This is a genomic window from Demequina sp. (assembly GCF_016278775.1).
Lineage (GTDB): Bacteria > Actinomycetota > Actinomycetes > Actinomycetales > Demequinaceae > Demequina.
In genome coordinates this window covers 1-18,760 of record NZ_JADQBF010000089.1, presented here as the reverse complement: position 1 = coordinate 18,760, position 18,760 = coordinate 1, and the positions used below count along the sequence as shown (strand labels likewise).

19 protein-coding genes are annotated in these 18,760 nt (G+C 66.7%); 10 read left to right on the top strand and 9 right to left on the bottom strand.

Annotation, left to right across the window (positions count from 1 at the left end):
• The first annotated feature begins 19 nt into the window (after positions 1 to 19).
• Positions 20 to 478: a DUF3515 family protein gene (locus QZZ33_RS10150; protein WP_291379838.1), complete on the top strand. Its 459-nt coding sequence runs from the start codon at positions 20 to 22 to the stop codon at positions 476 to 478.
• Positions 479 to 507: 29 nt separating this feature from the next.
• On the opposite strand, the gene QZZ33_RS10145 is transcribed toward QZZ33_RS10150, so the two are convergent.
• From QZZ33_RS10145 to murA, 5 genes are read right to left on the bottom strand one after another with little or no spacing between them, the layout of a single operon-like run.
• The gene (locus QZZ33_RS10145; protein ID WP_291379837.1) at positions 508 to 1,182 is read right to left on the bottom strand and encodes an SDR family NAD(P)-dependent oxidoreductase; all 675 of its coding nucleotides are present in this window, start codon (positions 1,180 to 1,182) and stop codon (positions 508 to 510) included.
• 23 nt (positions 1,183 to 1,205) lie between these two features.
• The gene (locus tag QZZ33_RS10140; RefSeq protein WP_291379835.1) at positions 1,206 to 2,300 is read right to left on the bottom strand and encodes a D-alanine--D-alanine ligase family protein; all 1,095 of its coding nucleotides are present in this window, start codon (positions 2,298 to 2,300) and stop codon (positions 1,206 to 1,208) included.
• Complete coding sequence (locus QZZ33_RS10135; RefSeq protein ID WP_291379834.1) at positions 2,297 to 3,295, bottom strand: NAD(P)H-dependent glycerol-3-phosphate dehydrogenase; 999 nt, start codon at positions 3,293 to 3,295, stop codon at positions 2,297 to 2,299. Before QZZ33_RS10135 ends, QZZ33_RS10140 begins: the two co-directional genes overlap by 4 nt.
• On the bottom strand, positions 3,295 to 4,020 hold the full coding sequence (locus QZZ33_RS10130) for a lysophospholipid acyltransferase family protein (protein WP_291379832.1): 726 nt from the start codon (positions 4,018 to 4,020) through the stop codon (positions 3,295 to 3,297). Before QZZ33_RS10130 ends, QZZ33_RS10135 begins: the two co-directional genes overlap by 1 nt.
• 5 nt (positions 4,021 to 4,025) lie before the next feature.
• On the bottom strand, positions 4,026 to 5,339 hold the full coding sequence (gene murA, locus QZZ33_RS10125; RefSeq protein WP_291379831.1) for a UDP-N-acetylglucosamine 1-carboxyvinyltransferase: 1,314 nt from the start codon (positions 5,337 to 5,339) through the stop codon (positions 4,026 to 4,028).
• A 78-nt stretch (positions 5,340 to 5,417) separates the two neighbouring features.
• Here murA and QZZ33_RS10120 point away from each other — a divergent pair, with 78 nt between their 5' ends.
• Positions 5,418 to 6,029, top strand: coding sequence for a LysE family translocator (locus tag QZZ33_RS10120; protein WP_291379829.1), 612 nt, complete (start codon positions 5,418 to 5,420; stop codon positions 6,027 to 6,029).
• The gene (locus tag QZZ33_RS10115) at positions 6,026 to 6,895 is read left to right on the top strand and encodes a PfkB family carbohydrate kinase (protein WP_291379828.1); all 870 of its coding nucleotides are present in this window, start codon (positions 6,026 to 6,028) and stop codon (positions 6,893 to 6,895) included. The genes QZZ33_RS10120 and QZZ33_RS10115 overlap by 4 nt, the downstream gene beginning before the upstream one ends.
• 127 nt (positions 6,896 to 7,022) lie before the next feature.
• Here QZZ33_RS10115 and QZZ33_RS10110 read toward each other — a convergent pair whose 3' ends face one another.
• The 4 genes from QZZ33_RS10110 to leuC are packed head-to-tail and all read right to left on the bottom strand — an operon-like array spanning position 7,023 to position 11,382.
• Positions 7,023 to 7,877 carry a CPBP family intramembrane glutamic endopeptidase gene (locus QZZ33_RS10110; protein ID WP_291379826.1) on the bottom strand — a complete coding sequence of 285 codons (855 nt, stop codon included), beginning with the start codon at positions 7,875 to 7,877 and terminating at the stop codon, positions 7,023 to 7,025.
• Between the two features lie 55 nt (positions 7,878 to 7,932).
• Complete coding sequence (locus QZZ33_RS10105; protein ID WP_291379824.1) at positions 7,933 to 9,261, bottom strand: MATE family efflux transporter; 1,329 nt, start codon at positions 9,259 to 9,261, stop codon at positions 7,933 to 7,935.
• Positions 9,262 to 9,306: 45 nt separating this feature from the next.
• Positions 9,307 to 9,945, bottom strand: a complete 639-nt coding sequence (leuD, locus tag QZZ33_RS10100) for a 3-isopropylmalate dehydratase small subunit (protein WP_291379822.1) — start codon at positions 9,943 to 9,945, stop codon at positions 9,307 to 9,309.
• A gap of 12 nt (positions 9,946 to 9,957) precedes the next feature.
• Complete coding sequence (gene leuC / locus QZZ33_RS10095; RefSeq protein WP_291379821.1) at positions 9,958 to 11,382, bottom strand: 3-isopropylmalate dehydratase large subunit; 1,425 nt, start codon at positions 11,380 to 11,382, stop codon at positions 9,958 to 9,960.
• 90 nt (positions 11,383 to 11,472) lie between these two features.
• Here leuC and QZZ33_RS10090 point away from each other — a divergent pair, with 90 nt between their 5' ends.
• The 7 genes from QZZ33_RS10090 to QZZ33_RS10060 all read left to right on the top strand — a co-directional run.
• The gene (locus tag QZZ33_RS10090; RefSeq protein ID WP_291379820.1) at positions 11,473 to 12,192 is read left to right on the top strand and encodes an IclR family transcriptional regulator; all 720 of its coding nucleotides are present in this window, start codon (positions 11,473 to 11,475) and stop codon (positions 12,190 to 12,192) included.
• A 58-nt stretch (positions 12,193 to 12,250) separates the two neighbouring features.
• Positions 12,251 to 13,285 carry a hypothetical protein gene (locus QZZ33_RS10085; RefSeq protein ID WP_291379818.1) on the top strand — a complete coding sequence of 345 codons (1,035 nt, stop codon included), beginning with the start codon at positions 12,251 to 12,253 and terminating at the stop codon, positions 13,283 to 13,285.
• On the top strand, positions 13,285 to 13,722 hold the full coding sequence (locus tag QZZ33_RS10080) for a hypothetical protein (protein ID WP_291379817.1): 438 nt from the start codon (positions 13,285 to 13,287) through the stop codon (positions 13,720 to 13,722). Before QZZ33_RS10085 ends, QZZ33_RS10080 begins: the two co-directional genes overlap by 1 nt.
• A 272-nt stretch (positions 13,723 to 13,994) precedes the next feature.
• Positions 13,995 to 17,024 carry a glycoside hydrolase family 9 protein gene (locus QZZ33_RS10075; RefSeq protein WP_291379816.1) on the top strand — a complete coding sequence of 1,010 codons (3,030 nt, stop codon included), beginning with the start codon at positions 13,995 to 13,997 and terminating at the stop codon, positions 17,022 to 17,024.
• 176 nt (positions 17,025 to 17,200) lie between these two features.
• On the top strand, positions 17,201 to 17,719 hold the full coding sequence (locus QZZ33_RS10070; protein WP_291379814.1) for a hypothetical protein: 519 nt from the start codon (positions 17,201 to 17,203) through the stop codon (positions 17,717 to 17,719).
• A gap of 70 nt (positions 17,720 to 17,789) precedes the next feature.
• The gene (locus tag QZZ33_RS10065) at positions 17,790 to 18,329 is read left to right on the top strand and encodes a hypothetical protein (protein WP_291379812.1); all 540 of its coding nucleotides are present in this window, start codon (positions 17,790 to 17,792) and stop codon (positions 18,327 to 18,329) included.
• Positions 18,330 to 18,333: 4 nt separating this feature from the next.
• The coding region (locus tag QZZ33_RS10060) for a DCC1-like thiol-disulfide oxidoreductase family protein (protein WP_291379811.1) at positions 18,334 to 18,760 on the top strand (427 nt) is incomplete at its 3' end.

Below are 18,760 nucleotides of genomic sequence, written 5' to 3'. Positions count from 1 at the left end.
GGCGGCCTAGGCTGGTCGCATGCGCCGCTCACTTCCCTTGCTGGTAGCTGGCCTCGCCCTGACCGTCTCGGCGTGCGCCTCTCCGGTGGTGGTGGACGCAGCGCCCTACGCTGCAGACCCGCGATGCGCGGACGTCATGCTGGGCATTCCCGACGAGGTGGGAGGGCTTGTTCGCCAAGAAACGTCGTCGCAGGCCACCGCCGCCTACGGAAACGAGTCACGCATCATCGTCCGCTGCGGCGTGGAGGTTCCCGGCCCCTCGGACGAACGCTGCGTCGCGATCGACACACCCTCGGCTTCAGCCGACTGGCTCGTCATCGAGGAGGACGACGTGTGGCGCGCGACGGCCTTTGGGCGTGACCCAGCGATGGAGGTGGTGATCCCCAAGGTCCGTGCTGACCAGGCGGTGGGTGAACTCCTGGCACAACTGAACCCATCGGCAATGCTCGCGGACCCCAACGGCCTGGAGTGCCGTTAGCGGCCCAGGCGTGCGCTGGCGCCGACGCCCTACTCTTGGCCGTGCTCGAGCGGGATGAGCATCTCGCGGAACGGGCCAGGCGTGGCGTGCAGCAACCAGATGCGCTCAGCCACATCGTCGATGCCGTTGTCCAGCTGCAGCTTGGGGATCGCACCAGGGATCACAAGCTGCTTCACGTGGATGCCCTCGTCCGCGAGAGCGTCGTGAAGCATCTCGCCGTAGGCGCTCTCGGCGGGGAAGGCGATCGACGTGCCAGCGAAGTCGGCGCGGGCCTTCACAGAGGTACCGCCGTTGATGAGCACGATGCTGCCCGCCCCTGCCTCGCGCATGGCGGGCAGCACGGCGTCCACCGCGTGCATCAGGCCGAAAAGCGAGAATTGCAGAGCCTCAAGAGCGAGTTCAGGAGGGGTCTCCAACACGGGCTTCAGGAAGGTGCGGAACGGCAGCGGGCTGTACTGCAGCACAGTGATGGCGCCCAGCTCCGAGGCGGCCGCGGAGAGCGCGCTGGCGAGCGCGGCAGGCTCGAGCACGTCGGCCGCGAAACCGCGCGCAGTGACCCCCTCGGAAGCGAGTTCTTGGGCGAGCGCGTCGAGCTTGGCCTGATCACGCGAGATGAGCGCGACCTGGTAGCCCTCGCGCCCAAACCTGCGCGCGACCGCGCCTCCCAGACCCGGTCCGGCCCCCACAATGGCGATGGTTGGCATGGTGCCCGCTCCTTTCGTTGGTGTTAGCGCAGCCCCGTCGAACGCGACAGAGCGGCCTCGAGCAGTTCCTCGATCAGTTCCGGATAGCTGATCCCCGCCTCGGCCCACATGCGCGGATACATGCTGGTGGGCGTGAATCCAGGCATCGTGTTGATCTCGTTCACCGTGACGGTGCCGTCTGGGGCGTAGAACACGTCAACGCGCGCGATGCCCTCTGCAGCGACGGCAGCGTACGCACGTGCGGCGAGCGCCCTGATGCGTGCAGCGTCGTCCGCAGGAATGTCTGCCGGGCAGTCGAGCCGCACGTGGGCGGAATCGAAGTACTTGGCCTGGAAATCGTAGAACCGGTGGTCGCCGCCGGTGACGATCTCGCCCGGCATCGAGGTGCGAACCCCATCGCGTGCCCCCAGCACTGCGGTCTCGATCTCCCGCCCGCTCATGCCGCGCTCCACCAACACCTTGGGATCATGCTTCACCGCATCGGCAACCGCAGCCTCGATCCCGTCCCACGAGTCCACGCGGGAGATTCCCATGCTGGAGCCAGCGCGCGCAGGCTTCACAAACGCGGGATAGCCGAGCGCCTCGATACTGTCCCTGAAGTCGGCAGGCACCTCCCCAGGGGAGATCACCACGTCGTCGGCGACGGGAAGCCCTCGCGCCCTGAACGCGGCCTTCATGAACTGCTTGTCCATCCCGATGGCGGAGGCCAGCACGCCCGAACCGACGTAGCGCACGTCGACCAGTTCCAACGCGCCTTGAACGGTGCCATCCTCTCCCCACGGGCCGTGCAGCAGCGGGAAGGCGACATCGACGTCGGCCAATGCGGTCACGACGCCGTCCTCCGCCTGCCGCCACGTCGACGTGTCAGCGGAGGCAGGAAGCAGCACCCCATGGCGACTGGGCACGACGTGGGGCATGCCGTCGTCCGTGAGGGCCCAGTCGGAAGGGTCGTCGCTCTGAAGCGTCCAGGATCCGTCGCGGCCGATGCCGACGGCGAGGATGTTCCAACGGTCACGGTCGATCGCGCCCAGCACGCCGCCTGCGGTGGTGCACGACACCTCATGTTCCGACGACCGCCCGCCAAACAGGATGGCCACCGTGCGACGCGGCTGGCTCATACGCCCTCCGCCTTGCGCGGCCGGGCCAAGAGCGCCCCCAGCACCGCCTCCTTGGGCTGACCGTCGTGAAGCATCGCGACCACTGCGGTGCAAATGGGGACGTCCACTCCGTGTGACGTGGCGAACTCCTGAATCGATTGAGACGTGGTGACGCCCTCTGCCGTGCCTCCCGTGAGCGTGATCGCCTCGGCGAGCTCGGAGCCTGCGCCGATGTGCGCACCGAGCGTGTGGTTGCGCGACAGCGGGGAGGCGCACGTGGCAATGAGGTCTCCCATGCCCGCAAGCCCGGAGAACGTGTCGGGCTTGGCGTCGAGCGCCAACCCCAGCCGTGTCATCTCGGCAAGCCCCCTCGTCATCACCGTGGCGGTGGTGTTGTGCCCGAACCCCATGCCGTCCGCGATGCCCACGGCGACCGCGATGATGTTCTTGTAGGCGCCACTCAGTTCCACGCCCATCACATCGGTATTCGTATAGGGACGGAAGTAGCCGGATGCGGTCGCCCTGGCCACTGCCTCAGCGGTCGCCTCAGACTGCGACGCAATCACGGTGGCTGTGGGCTGCTTGGCGGCGATCTCTTTGGCGAGGTTGGGGCCGGAAACCACGGCCCGGCGTTCAGGCTCGACGTCCCAGGTCTGCCCCAGCAGCTCGCTCATGCGATCGAGAGTGCCCCTCTCGATGCCCTTCATGAGCGACACGACGATCGCGTCGCGACGCACCAGCGAAGCGAACGGCGCGACGATGCCCCGCACCCGTTGCGAGGGCAAGGCGACCGCGACAAGTTCCGCGCCCTCAAGAGCCTCCCCAGCGTCGGTCGTTCCCACCACGCCGCGAGGCAAGACGATGCCGGGCAGAAAGCGCTCGTTGCGGTGCGTCGCAAGGATCTCTTGCGCGACGCCTTCGTCGCGTCCCCACAGCATCACGTCGCAACCCGCGTCGGCGAGCACCGCCGCAAACGTGGTCCCCCACGCCCCTGCGCCCAACACGGCGGCGCGCATCAGCCGGTCTTCTTCCGCATGTCGAAGCGCACGACGGGCGCCTTCTCTCCGCGCATCTGTTCGACCATGACGGTGAGCGTGTCCATGATGCGGGTGCTCGCCTCTCGCAAGGAGTCATTGTCAAGCGGCCTGGCGCGAAGGTCGTCGAGCTCGATGGGTGGGCCAGCCATCACCGTGATGCGCTTGCGCGGGAACGGCTTGAGAACCTTGCTGTAGCGGCCGAGCAGGCGGTGTGCGCCCCACTGTGCCACTGGGATGACTGGCACTCCTGTGAGGAGCGCCATGCGCGCAGCGCCGGTACGCGCGACCATCGGCCACAGGTCGGGGTCGCGCGTGAGGGTGCCCTCAGGGAAGATGGCGATCACTCCCCCAGAGTCGAGCACCTTCATGCCAGTGTCCACCGCGTCCTTGGCGCGCACCGTACCCCGGTGCACAGGGATCTGGTCCGTCTTGCGCAGAATCGTCCCGAACATGGGCACCTCGAACAGCGGCGACTTTGCCAGAAAGTGCGGCGCATAGCCTGAGTTGTACAGGAAGTGGGCGAGCGTCAGCGGGTCCGCGTACGTCACGTGGTTGGAGACGGCGATGAAGCCGCCCTCTGCAGGCATGTCGTGCATGCCGTGCCAGTCCTTGCGGGTGGTCAGGCGCAACGCTGACCGAATCACACAGGCCGACGCCCGATACAGCCTTCCGCGGGGCTGTCGCAAGGGGATTCTCTTGACCATGGCCCCTACGCCTCGACGCTCGCGCCGAGCGCCGTCAGCTTTGCGCGGAAGTTCTCGTAACCGCGATCAATGATGCCGATGCCGGACACGGTGGACGTTCCCTCAGCCGCGAGTGCCGCGATCAAGTGAGAGAAGCCGCCCCTGAGGTCCGGAACTTCGATGTCGGCAGCCCGGAGGGGGGTGGGCCCGCTGATCACCGCGGAGTGCTTGAAGTTCCGTTGGCCGAAGCGGCACTTCTTGTCGCCAAGGCACTCCCTATACAACTGCACCTGGGCGCCCATCTTCACCAGGGCGTCGGTGAAGCCAAAGCGATTTTCGTAGACGGTCTCGTGGACGATGCTGAGGCCCTTCGCCTGGGTCAGCGCCACCACCAACGGTTGTTGCCAGTCCGTCATGAACCCTGGGTGCACGTCGGTTTGCAGAGCGATCGGCTTGAGGTCGACTCCCGGGTGGTAGAACCGGATCCCGTCGGTGGTCACGTCGAACTCGCCCCCCACCTTGCGGAACACATTCAGGAACATGCCCATGTGACGCTGTTGGGCGCCCCTCACCAGGATGTCGCCGCGCGTGGCGAGTGCTGCAGCGGCCCACGACCCTGCCTCGATGCGGTCGGTCAGTGACACGTGGTCGAATCCAGTGAGCCTCTTGACGCCCTCGATGGTGATGGACCTGTCGGTATCGACCGAAATGATCGAGCCCATCTTCTGCAGCGTGTCGATGAGGTCCTTGATCTCGGGTTCGACCGCAGCGTTGTGCAGGGTCGTCACGCCCTCCGCCAGCACCGCCGTGAGCAGCAACTGCTCGGTGGCGCCAACGGAGGGGAACTCGAGCTCGTGCCTGATGCCTCGGAGCCCTCCGGGTGCGCTCAGGTGAAGACCGTCTTCGCCTTGAGTGACGGTGGCCCCGAACTTGGTGAGAATCTCCAGGTGGAAGTCGATCGGCCTGTCGCCGATGCGGCAGCCGCCCAGGTCGGGTATGACCGCCTCGCCGAGCCGGTGAAGGAGGGGCCCGCACAACAGAATCGGGATGCGAGAGGATCCGGCATGGGCCGCGATCTGCGCGGCATCCGCGGCGGTGAGTTGCGACGTGTCCATCGTGAGTTCGCCGGTGTCGACGTCGTAGGCAACGCCCACCCCGTGCAGGCTCAGCAACGACGAGACGACTTTGACGTCACGGATCTGGGGCACGTTGCGCAGCACCGAAGGGGTGGACCCCAGCAGCGCGGCCACCATGGCCTTGGAAACAAAGTTCTTGGCACCGCGTACGGTGATCTCGCCCACCAGGGGACGACCACCGTCGACGCGAAGGGAATCCGTCATGGTCACTATCGTGCCCCATGTTTGCGTCGACCCCCGCCGTCAGCCACCCCGCGCGCCTTGCCAGGTAGCATTCGCCGCATGAGCGTCGCGTTCCTCATCACCGCACTCGCGGTCGTGGTGACTCCCGGCACCGGGGCGCTGTACACGATCAGCACCGGCCTGGGCCAGGGCAGACGCGCGGCCACCGTGGCAGCGTTCGGTTGCACGGTCGGCATCGTTCCGCACCTCGTCGCAGCCATCACTGGCCTCGCAGCGGTCGTGCATGCCTCCGCCGTCGCATTCTCTGCGCTCAAGTGGGCTGGGGTGGCCTACCTGCTGTATCTCGCGTGGCTGACGTGGCGCGACCGTAGTGACCTCCACCCTGCCCCCGACGGCGCGAGCGCGCCCGCGTGGCGCATCGTGCGTCGCGCCGTCTTCATCAATCTGCTCAATCCCAAACTCACGGTGTTCTTCTTCGCGTTCCTGCCGCAGTTCGTGGCATCCAGCGATCCCGCGCCGTGGCGGGCCATGGTGGGCCTTGGTGCGGTGTTCATGGCCATGACCTTCGTGGTGTTCGCGGGATACGGACTCTTCGCGTCGGCCGTCAGAGAGCACGTGCTGTCGCGCCCGCCGGTGGTCCATTGGATGCGCCGCGGCTTCGCGGCCGCCTATGTGGGCCTCGCTGGCCGACTAGCCTTCGCGGCGCGATGACCATGAGGTGCCTCTTCGTGGGCCTGGCGACGCTCGACGTGATCCAGTTGGTGGAACGCCCACCTGCTTCGAACGAGAAGACGGTGGCGCTCGACTCCGTGGTCGCGGCAGGGGGCCCCGCGGCCAACGCCGCCGTGGCTGCCGCCCACCTCGGCGCGGCGGTGACGTTGGTGACCGCGCTGCCAGAAGGCCCGATCGCGGGCATCATTCGCGCCGACCTCGAGTCCTGCTCCGTGACGGTCAGGGCCGTGCACACCGACGCCGACGCTGTGGTCGCATCGATTCTGGTGTCGCGTGGCAGCGGTGACAGGGCCGTCGTCTCCCCCTCGTCGTCGGCGTCTGCTGCCGGCGCACGCCCCTTGGCACCCGGCGTCGTCGAGAAACTGCTTGACGGCGTGGGCGCGGTCCAGCTCGACGGCTACCACCCCGCCCTTGCCCTGCCCATTGCGGCGGCCGCACGTGCGCGAGGCGTCCCGGTCGTGGCTGACCTGGGCAGTTTCAAACCCCACACCCCCAATGTGCTGCGCGCCAGCACGGTCGCGGTGGTGTCGCGCGACTTCGCCCCACCGGGCGTCACGCGGGATGCGGAGGCGGTGCTCGCTTACCTCCTGGATCACGGCGTCGCGGGCGCCGCGGTGACGCGTGGAGCGGAGGGAATCGCCGTGCCTGGAGCAACGGTCGCGGTGGAACCGGTTGACGCGGTGGACACGAGCGGCGCCGGGGACTTCTTCCACGGCGCACTCACTGGGCGGATCGCGGAGCACGGTTGGGACCACGAGCGCTTCGAGGCCGACCTCGCCTACGCGTCCGAGGTCGCGGGCCGATCCATCCGATCGTTCGGCACGCGAGCGTGGCTGGGCGACTGAGCCCTGCCCCCCTGCGTCCCCACGCCGACTCCGGCCCGTGCATCCTGGAAGTGCATGAGTGAACACCTGAACCGCGATTCGTACACTCATGCACTGCTAGGAAGCACCGAACGTGGCCGGGCGACTCCTAGGGAGCCGTCACAAAGACGTCAAGCAGATCCGGGTGATGGGCATGCACCAGCACGCCGAACACCACGGCGTCAAACAACAAGTGCACCGTGACGACGTACGGCAGCGACCGCGCCCACGAGAAGATCCACCCTTGGATCAGCGCGAACGGCACTGTCAGCACTGGTCCCCACTCGCGGTAGCCAAGCTCCCACAGGAACGACACGAACACGAGCGCTTGAAGCGCGTTGGCGAGCCACACAGGGAAATGACGCAGCAGCAGGGTGAAGACCGTGGCCACAAAGAAGAGCTCGTCCCATATCCCCACAGCGTTGACGCCGACGAAGAGCCGGCCAATCTCGTCGGCACCGGTCGCCTCCGGCCAATTGCGATACACGCCTGAGCCGATGAAGTAGTACGGCAGGATCAGGTAACCGGCCACCACGACCACGCCGATGTACCCCCATTGCGCGCGCGTCCATGGCCAGCCGCCGCGCATCGGAAACCGGATCGCGTGGTCACGTAGCACCCAGCGCGAGAGCGCGTAGGGAATGAGCACCGCCAGACCGAGCGCAGCAGCAAACCTCGCGATCCCGGCGTTGGAGAGGTCCGCCTTGAGCGAGATGGTGGAGATGATGACTTGGCCGAGCGCGATCAGCGTGAGATCGCGCGCAAGGAAGCGGTCAATCAACCATGCGAGTACCACCCCCGCCACCAGCGGGACGTAGCCCCACGGCCGGACGTGAACCGCGAACAGCAAGACGGCGGCGCCACACACGAGTGCGGCGGCCGCGACCCGCAGGCCGTCCGTCGCCGTGCGGTCAAGCGTGGGGGCCTCAATGGCGTGGGCGTGGTCTACAACGGTGTCGGCCATGTCCTATTCAAGCAAAAGCAGCTCCAGAGTGTTCCCGATCACGAGATCATGTGCCCTATGCCAGGGTCTTGACCAGCCGTGGGTACAGCACCGCGAGCGTGACCTGCCTGGCCACGTTGACGCCAAGAAAGGCCTGCCACACATGGTCATTCGTGAGCGAACCGTTGATGTGGGCTCCCAGCAGAAGGATCGGCAGGAACACGAACAGCGTCGAGACCAGCATGGACGCCAGCATCAGTCCTGACTTGCCGGCCCCCAGGTAGATGCCGTCTAGCCACCACGCTCCCCACGACAGCAATGGCAGCAGCGCGATGTACGCCCAGTAGTCGAGCGCGGTGGATCTCACGTCGGGCAAGTCCGTCAGCACCGTCAGGATTCCGTGCCTTCCCAGCCAGTAGACCCCGGCCAACGACGCGGCGATCACCACCATCGGCAGCGCGGAGGCCAGCGCCGCGGCGTTCAGTCCCCCAGCGTCGGCCCTGCCAGCGGAGTGCGAAGCAAGAGCCTCTGCGGCGTTCGCGTAGCCGTCGAGTGCGTACGACGACACGTGCATCAGTTGGAGCATGATCGCGTTCGCCGCGAGCGTCTCCGTGTCGAACCGGGATCCCACCGACGCCACGAACGTCACCACCGCCATGAGCAGCGCGGTGCGGGCCATGAGCGCCGAGTTGAACCGTGCGAGCGCGCCCCAGCCGGTGCGCAGGCCCCGGTCCCGCCAGTCGAGCACCACCGCCCTTTGCGCTGGCGTGAGCCGGCGCCGCAGAAGGGCCACGGCAAGCGCAGCGCCCACCCATTCGGAGCCGAAGGTTCCCCATGCGGCACCGGTGGCGCCCCAGCCGAAGCCCGCGACGAACACAAAGTCGAGGCCGACGTTCATGGCGGCAGTCGCCGTGGCGACCACGAGCGGTATCCGCGTGTTGTGGGCGCCAATGAAATACCCGGCGACCACGAGCGTCACCAGGAGTGCAGGCAGTGACATGCCACGAATCAGCGTGTACTCCAAGGCGGTGGACCGCTCCGGCCCGGCTGGCGCGAGCACCGCAAGGATGCCGGGCACGAGCGCCCATTGGACGGCCAGCCACACGGCTGACAGGAGTGCGGCGAGCGCTCCTGCGCGCTGGAGGTGGCGGGCAGCACCCACCGCGTCTCTCGCGCCAAGTGACCGCCCAACCAGGGACGTCGTCCCCGGTCGCAAAAACGAGAACACCCAGAACAGGGTCGACACGACGGCCGCGCCAAGCCCCACGGCGCCGATGTCGACGGCCTGCGCGAAGTGGCCAAGCACGGCGGTATCGACCAGGCCCGCTACGGGCACGGCGACGTTTGATGCGATCGCGGGGACGGCGAGAGCGGCCGCCTTGCGGTGCGGGAGCGGCCGCGTCACTGCCCAAGTGGAGCCGGGTGGGTCCGACTCGCGCGCCCGCATCGTCTACTGAGCGGGGCGCGCCGCGACGACGTGCTGTTTGGGCTCCGTCTTGGCGGGAAGGGTCTTGGGGCGCCACGCGTCGCGAGTCGCCTCGAACGCGGTGATGTCCTCTTCGTGCTTGAGCGTGAGGCTGATGTCGTCCAGGCCTTCCATGAGGCGCCAGCGCACGTAGTCGTCGATCTCGAACGGCACGGTGAGCTCGCCGCAGGTGACGGTGCGGTCCTCGAGAGACACGGTGACCTGCTTGCCCGGCTCTGCCTCAAGCAGCTTCCACAGCAACTCGACGTTCTCTTGGCTGAGGATTCCCGTCACCAGGCCCTGCTTGCCCGAGTTGCCGCGGAAGATGTCGGCGAATCGTGACGCCAACACCACCTTGAAGCCATAGTCCTTGAGCGCCCACACCGCGTGCTCACGCGAAGAGCCGGTGCCGAAGTCGGGGCCCGCCACCAGCACGGAGCCGTTGGCGTACTCCGGCTTGTTGAGGATGAAGTCGGGGTCGCCGCGCCACGCCGCGAACAGGGCGTCCTCAAAGCCGGTGCGCGTCACGCGCTTGAGGTAGACGGCCGGGATGATCTGGTCGGTGTCCACGTTGGAGCGCCGCAGGGGCACGCCGACGCCGGTGTGAGTGGTGATCTTCTCCATGACTGTTCTCCCTTACACGAGCGCCGCGGGGGCGTCTTCCAGGTCGTCGGGGCTGGACAGCGTGCCGCGCACGGCGGTGGCGGCGGCCACGAGCGGGCTTACCAGGTGGGTGCGACCGCCCTTGCCCTGGCGTCCCTCAAAGTTGCGGTTCGAGGTGGAGGCGCTACGCTCCTGGGGCTTCAGCTGGTCTGGGTTCATGCCAAGACACATGGAGCAGCCTGCGTTGCGCCACTCCGCGCCGAAGTCGATGAACACCTTGTCAAGGCCCTCTGCCTCTGCTTGAAGCCGCACACGGGCGGAGCCTGGAACCACCAAGAAGCGAGTGTTCTGCGCCTTGGATCGGCCCTTGATGATGTCGGCCGCCGCGCGCAGGTCTTCGATCCTGCCGTTGGTGCACGAGCCGAGGAACACGGTGTCGATGTCGAGGTCGCGCAGCTTGGTGCCTGGCGTGAGGCCCATGTACGTGAGCGCGTTCTCGGCAGCCGTGCGGTCCGACTCCTCCGGGAAGTCCTCAGGGTTCGGCACCGTGGCGCTCAGCGGGAGGCCCTGGCCGGGGTTGGTCCCCCATGTCACGAAGGGCTCGAGCTCCGAGGCGTCCAGGTCGACCTCGGTGTCGAACACCGCGTCGTCGTCCGTCACGAGCGTCTTCCAATACTCGACCGCGGCGTCCCAATCGGAGCCCTCAGGCGCGTGGGGACGGCCCTTGACGTACTCAAAGGTGGTCTCGTCCGGCGCGATGAGGCCGGCGCGAGCACCCGCCTCGATCGACATGTTGCAGATCGTCATGCGGGCTTCCATGGACAAAGACCTGATGGCCTCGCCGCGGTACTCGAGCACGTATCCCTGGCCGCCGCCGGTGCCGATCTTGGCGATGACGGCCAGGATGACGTCCTTGGCTGTAGTGCCCTTTGGCAGCGTGCCATTGACGTTGATGGCCATCGTCTTGAATTCCTTGAGCGGCAGCGTCTGCGTGGCGAGCACGTGCTCCACCTCTGAGGTGCCGATGCCGAAGGCGAGGGCGCCGAACGCACCGTGCGTCGACGTGTGGGAGTCCCCGCACACCACGGTCATGCCTGGCATCGTCAGTCCAAGCTGCGGGCCGACGACGTGGACGACGCCCTGGTCGGCATCACCAAGCGAGTGGATGCGCACGCCGAACTCCTTGGCGTTGTCGCGCAGCGTGTTGATCTGGATGCGGCTGGTCTCATCCGCGATCGGCAGGTCGATGTTGAGCGTGGGGGTGTTGTGGTCCTCGGTCGCAATCGTGAGGTCTGGACGGCGCACCTGGCGGCCAGCCAACCGAAGGCCCTCGAACGCCTGAGGACTCGTGACCTCATGACACATGTGCAGGTCGATGTAGATGAGGTCGGGCGCGCCGTCCTCGCCCTTGGTGACGAGGTGATCCCGCCACAGCTTCTCGGCAAGCGTGTTTCCCATGCGCTCCTCCTTCGGATGGGCAATCTTTGCCCTCCGGTCTCCACTTCTCACTACTCGACATCTCACTATTTGAGACGCTAGTATCGCTCTATGGACAATCATAGCGGCGTTGGCGTCGTTGACAAGGCGGCCGCGATCCTCGGTGCGCTCGAACACGGACCTGCAACGCTTGCCGAACTGGTGGAGACCACCCACCTGGCACGGCCTACCGTGCACCGCATCGCTCTCGCGCTAGAACACCACCACCTTGTGGGCCGCAACCCGTCCGGCGCCTTCGTCTTGGGCCCGCGCTTCAGTGAACTCGCCGCAGCCGTCAGCGAGGACCGCTTGGTGGCGGCCGCACAACCCGTCCTCACGGTGCTGCGCGACCGCACGGGCGAGTCCTCGCAGTTGTACCGATTGCACGGCAACCAGCGGATCTGCATCGCGGCCGCCGACCGACCGGTCGGGCTGCGCGACTCCATCCCCGTGGGCACCGCCATGACGATGCATGCCGGCTCGGCCGCCCAAGTGCTCCTCGCGTGGGCCAATGCAGCAACGATGCACGCAGGCCTCGAGGGCGCCCGGTTCACCGCGGCCGATTTGGCGCTGGTGCGCGCGCAAGGGCACGCCGAAAGCGCCGGTGAGCGCGAACCGGGCGTGAGCTCGGTCTCTGCCCCCGTCTGGGGTACGGCGGGCACCGTCATCGCGGCCGTATCAATCTCCGGTCCCATCGAACGCCTTACTCCGCACCCGGCGGCAGTGCATGCACGGTCGGTGACCGAGGCCGCGCAGCAACTCACTGAGGTGTTGCGACGCACCGATCGGTGAACCGCGTCGCGGTCCGCCTGCCCAGGACCTTTGTCCCTATCGCTGGTAATCTCGCCGTATGAGACGCTCTCCGCAGCGCATTCGGACGACGGCAGCGGCATGCGCCGCAACCGTCGGACTTGTCATCATTCCCGTCGCTTCCGCGCATGCCACGGCCGTCGACGTGGAAGACGGGGACTGGGCCGGATCCTTGTCCTATGTGGGGAGCGTGGACTTCGGCGGCGAAGACCCCTTCGCACCGGACTACCAGGGAGCGGGGACCCTCTCCTTCTCCAAGAATGGCACCTCCGTCACCGGGAATTACCGACTCACGGTCTTCATGACGGAACCCACCAGCGGCGTCTCCGCGCGGGGCATGGGTAGCGGGGAAGTCGGGATGTCGGACGGCGAACTCACGCTGACTCTCGCGAGCCTGCGCGTTCAAGAGGATTCGCTCGGCATGGACTTCACCTTCAGCCCGGCAGAACTTGGAAATCCCGTGGGGCAGATGGTCACTCGCGACGTGTCGTGCGACCTGGTCTCCGGAACGTGGAATCACGAATTCACGGAATCCGTCGTCGCGGGCGGCGGCACGACGAGCGGCCCGGGAGGCACGTGGGTGGCGGTGAGGAGAGCAGACTCAGGGCCGTCGAGCGACGAGCTCTCACGGCGCGCGAGCGACCTCGCGGCGCGCGGGGAACGCGTCGTGGCCTCCTACAACGCGGGCACCCTGGACGGCTTCGCGTTGCGCGAGTTCCTCGACTTCGCTGAGAGCGTCACTGGCGGCACGTCGCGGTCGTGTTCGGAGGGCCGTGCTGCGCTACGGCACGTTGCGAAATTCGTCATCGGGGACCTGCTCGACGCCGCAAGCGCGGACCCCGCAAGTCTGAGCCTCACCGACCTCCTCGCAATGATCTCGGCAGGGGTCAGGGCAGGCGTCTTCGACGGCGATGCTGACCTGCGCAGCGCGTACGAGTCTGAACTCCTCGGCCGCGCCACCGATGCCTTCGATGCGGGCGACGAGGCCACGCTTAACCGGACGTGGTGGGCGGCGGCCAGCGCCGGCTGGGTTGACACGCAAATCCAGATTCAGGACTACATGGAGGACCTGTGATGCGCGCGCCGGTCCTGAGGACAACCCTCCCCGTCCTGGCGTGCGCTGCCCTGCTGCTCACCGGCTGCTCCTCCGACGGAGGCAACGCATCGGCGAGCCCCGCACCATCGGCCACCACCACGGCAACGTCGAGCGAGTTCGCCATCGGCGACTACCTCGACACCATCGCCGTCACTGCAGCGGACCCGGGTCCCCGGCCGCTGCTCACCTGGACCCCCGTTGACGGCGCGACGATGTACCTCGTCACGGTGCTCGACTCCTCGGGAGTCGGCTACTGGACGTGGGAAGGAACGGAAACCGAGGTTCACGTGGGCGGCACGTCCGAACCCGACGCCATCGGCCCCTACGTGTTTGAAGACATGTCGTGGAGGGTGGCGGCTCAAGACGACACGGGCACCTTGCTGGCAGTCTCGGAGCCGTCGCCCCTGAGCCCGTAAGCCCCCGCGCCCCACCCCACCGCGGCCCATGCCGCATCGGTCAAGCGGGCGGCGCATCAGTTGTCACAGATGCTTGGAAGCCGCGGGCAGTGACGGCGAGGGAAGCGCTTCGCAAGTGGGAGCGCTCTCGATCATGAGGCCTGCTACCGGGGTAAATTTCGGTATGAACCGGTACAAAACCGGCACATCGAAACGTTTCTTGCTAGCGTCATCGCGGCGGGCAAAGGGGCCCGCTGATGGGCACTTTCGCACCCCCAACGAAAGGTTCACACGTGTTTACACCGACGTTGACACGCACGACTATGGCCGCCATCGGCGCGGCAGTTCTTGGACTTGTGACCCTCGCTCCTGCCTCGGCAGACGTGACGAACGGTGACTTTGAGGCCGGCGAGGCTGGCTGGTTCACCTACGGCTTTGATTCCGCGGAGTTCGACGGCACGCAGTTCTGCGGCGAGGTCCCAGGAGGCACCACGAATCCGTGGGACGTCGGCATGGGCCAGAACGACCTGACCTTGCCCGCCGGCGACTACCTGTTCAGCTTTTCCGCCTCTGGCGACGGGCCGGTGCGCGCGATCGTCGCCCAGAACGGCGGCGCCTACACGGTCTATTCGGAGGTGAACGCGATCCCTGGGGACGACATGGTCCACTACGAGGTGGGCTTCACCCTGGATGAGGACGCGACGGATCCTCAGGTGGCCTTCCAGCTGGGCGGCGCCTCGAGCGGCTTCACCTTCTGTGTGGACGACGTTTCCGTGTCCGCGCCTGGCATCGAATTTGTCGCCAACGGCACGTTCGACGACGGTCTTGACCCGTTCGCGCAGTATAGCTTCGCGTCGACCACGACTGCAGACGGCAGCTTCTGCGCATCGGTCCCGGCAGGCACCGCCAACCCATGGGACGTCGGACTCGTGTACAACGACCTCGTGCTGCCCGCTGGCGACTACACCCTGTCATTCGATGCGAGTGGCTCGGGGCCGGTCAGGGCGCTTGTGGGCGTCAACGGAGCCCCATATACCGTCTACACCGAGATCAACGCGGTTCCTGGCAGCGGCGAGTCCTATCAGTCGAGCTTCACACTCGACGACGAGGTGAGCAACCTGCAGATCGCGTTCCAGGTAGGCGGAGCGGCCGAGTCATGGGACTTCTGTGTCGACAACGTGTCGCTCGTGGGCGGTGCCGAACTGCCGCGCTACACGCCAGAAACGGGACCGAGGGTCAAGGTCAACCAGGTGGGCTACCTCACCGGAGGCCCCAAGAACGCCACTCTCGTCACCGACGCCACCGAGCCGCTCGACTGGTCCCTTGTCGATGAAGCGGGTACTGCGGTCGCGACGGGCACCACCTCTCCCCTTGGCGTCGACGACTCCGCGGGAGCGAACGTCCATGGGATCGATTTCTCCTCCACGACAACGCCCGGCGTCTACACGTTGCAGGCGGACGCAGATACGAGCGCACAGTTCGTCATTGGCGACGACCTCTACGAGCAGTTGCGACTCGACGCGCTCAACTACTTCTACCTGGCGCGGTCGGGCACGGAGATCGAGGCCAGCATCGTGGGCGACGCCTACGCGCGTGCGGCCGGACACGTCTCCTCTCCCGCTGACGGTGCGGTCAATCAGGGCGACTTGGACGTGCCCTGCCAACCGGCGGATGAGTCGGAGACGGTGTACGGCGAGCCGTGGACCTGCGACTACACGCTCGACGTAGTCGGCGGCTGGTATGACGCTGGCGACCACGGAAAATACGTAGTCAATGGCGGGATCGCCACGACTCAACTGCTGGGCACTTTTGAGCGCACCAAGACCGCCGCGAGCACGGATGCTGGCGCGCTGGGTGACAACACGCTGAACCTGCCTGAGCACAACAACGGCGTTCCCGACGTACTGGATGAGGCACGGTGGGAGCTTGAGTTCATGTTGTCGATGCAGGTGCCAGAAGGCGAGCAGTACGCCGGAATGGTCCACCACAAGATCCACGACTACGGTTGGACCGGCCTGCCCCTGCTGCCCGTCAACGACGGGCAGGCGCGTTACCTGCACCGCCCCTCCACCGCCGCCACGCTCAATCTCGCGGCGACGGCGGCACAAGGTGCCAGACTGTTCGCTCCGTACGACTCGACATTCGCCGCAGAACTGCTAGCGGCTGCGAAGTCCACGTGGAACGCTGCGCTGGACAACCCGGAGGTGTACGCCCCCGCGGCCGACGGCAATAATGGCGGCGGTCCGTACAACGACGACGACGTTTCCGACGAGTTCTATTGGGCGGCGGCAGAGTTGTTCCTCACAACGGGTGACCAGCAGTACGCCGACTTCTTGCTTGCCTCCCCCGTGCAAGACCAGGACTCGTTCCCCCTGACGGCCTTCAGTTGGGACCAATTGGACGCCATCGCCAAGATCAACCTGGCGACAGTGCCCAATGGGTTCTCCGCCAGGGACGACGTTGTGGACCAGGTCCTCGCCGGTGCTGACGCTATCGTGGCGGTGCAGCAGTCTCAGGAGTTCGGGCTCGCGCTTCCGGACGATGCGTTCGTGTGGGGTTCGAACTCGCAAGTGCTCAACAACATTGTGGTCCTCGGCACCGCTTACGACCTCACCGGTGAGGCACCGTACCTCGATGCTGCGGTGGAGTCGATGGACTACCTGCTGGGACGCAATGCACTCGGGTTGTCCTACATCACCGGCTGGGGTGATGTGTATAGCGAGAACCAGCACTCACGGTGGTTCTCGGCGCAGCTCAACCCAGACCTGCCACACCCGCCGCCCGGCTCCGTGGCGGGCGGGCCCAACACGGACGTTGGCACGTGGGATCCCACCTTCGCCAACCTCTATCCGGACGCGGACTGCGCACCGCAACTGTGCTACGTGGACCACATTCAGTCATGGTCGACCAACGAGATTACGGTCAACTGGAACTCGGCACTGTCGTGGGCGGCATCGTTCCTGGCGGATCAGGACTCCGGCGCCGGCACGCCCGCTCCTCGTTGCGAGGTGGACTACATCGTCCATGGCAGCTGGCCGGGTGGGTACAACACACAGATCTGGATCAGCAACACCGGCCAGAGCACCATCAATGGATGGGAGCTGTCGTGGGCCTACCCTGGCGACGATGAGGTGACGAGCCAGGCCTGGAGCGCTCAGTGGAGCCAACAAGGTGCCACCGTCACCGCCGAGAGTCACTCGTGGAACGCACAGATCAAGCCGGGAAAGCGCACCACGGTCGGCTTCATAGGGGACCCCGGAGCGCTGCGGGAGGCTCCCCCCGAGCAGTTCTGGCTCAATGGCGAGGCCTGCTCGGTGAAGTAGTAGGAGCACGCCTCAGTAGCGCCACAAGCCCGCAGGCCCCGACCGTGTCACGGCGGGGCCTGCGGCGTGCTCGGCGCTGGCGGCAAGGTTCACCGCGAAACTGCGGTGCTGGCCCTGAGGAATCATGATGGCTTTGGTCCCTTGTGTGCGCGCGAGCCATCCGATGGGATGAAGTCATGCCTGCAATCGTTGTTTATGAATCGCTCTGGGGAAACACTGCCGCCATCGCGCACGCCATTGGGGAAGGCATCGGCGAAGGCACGCTCGTGCGCCACACGGGCGAGATCGAACCCGCCGAGGCGGCGAGCGCCCACCTGCTCGTCCTCGGCGCCCCCGTCCACGCGTTCAACCTTCCCACCGAGAGTTCCAAGAAGTCCGTGGCCGAGCGGCCTCTCACCCCCGGCGACTTCGCTCCCGATGTGTCGCAGCCGCCCCTGCGAGCGTGGCTCGAGGGCCTTCCCCAGGCGTCAGCTGTCGCGGCGGCCTTCGACACCCGCGTGCGCGGACCCCTCGGCCACGGCGGTGCGAGCCGCATTGAGAAAGCACTCACCGAGCTCGGGTACCGGATCGCCGACCGCTCTCAGGGCTTCTACATCGTGAACCAGAAGAATGTGAAGGCCGCTGCGAGCATGCTTCGCGCAGGCGAAATCGATCGAGCGCACGAGTGGGGTCAGCTTCTCGCCTCGCGCGCATAGTCAACCGGCGGTCGCTGGCATCGGACCATGGTCCCGGGCCCGCATACCCTCCGAGGCATAGACCTAAGACATGGATGCCTTGGTGGTGTACGAGTCGCTGTGGGGCAACACTGCCGCCGTGGCACGCGCCATCGCTGACGGCATCGGGCCATCAACCCGCGTCGCTCACACCGGTGAGGTGTCGCCTGACGACGTCGTGGGCTTCGATCTGCTCGTGGTCGGATCGCCGGTCCACGGGATGTCTCTGCCCACCGCCGACTCGCTGAAGAGCGTCTCGCGTCGCGCCGTCGGCTCCGGGGAGTTGCCCGCAGACCTGGAGCAGCCCCTGCTGCGCACGTGGCTGCGGGACCTCCCGGAGACGGAGGTAGCTGCTGCGGCCTTCGATACCAGGGTCAAGGGGTTCGTGGGCCGCGGAGGAGCGTCAACGATCGAACGGCTCCTCAGAGCCAAAGGTTGTCAGGTGTTGACCAGCGGCGAAGGGTTCGTGGTCCTCAACCAGCGCGCGGTGCGCAGGGCGGGAAGCATGCTCAAGGAAGGCGAACTCCACCGGGCCCAAGAGTGGGGCGCGGGGTTGAAGCGGCTGGCGTTGCCAGGCAAGGCCGTACCCTGACGCCATGGATAGAGCGCCCGCCGTCGTCGTCTTTGACGGCGAGTGCGGCCTGTGCAACGGCTTTGTCGCATGGTTGGTGCGGCACGACGCCCATGAACGGTTTCTGATCGCCGGATCTGCTGGGGAGGTGGGTCGGGCGGTCGTTGTGCGCGCGGGACTCGCGCCCGCCGTCACAAAGTCCACTCTTGTGGTGTGGGACGGTGCGGCTCACATGCAGTCCGACGCGGTGGTCGCGGTCGCGCGAGGACTTCCCTGGCCGTGGAAGGCTGCGGTGGCCATCCGCGTCGTGCCAACATCCTGGCGCAACGCTGTCTACCGCTTTGTCGCCAGCCGCAGGCCACGAGTCGATGCCGACGACCCGTCGTGCGGCGTCCCACCGGCCGACCTCGTCGTGAAGTGGCGCGCGCGTCTCGCGACGCCTGAGGACATCG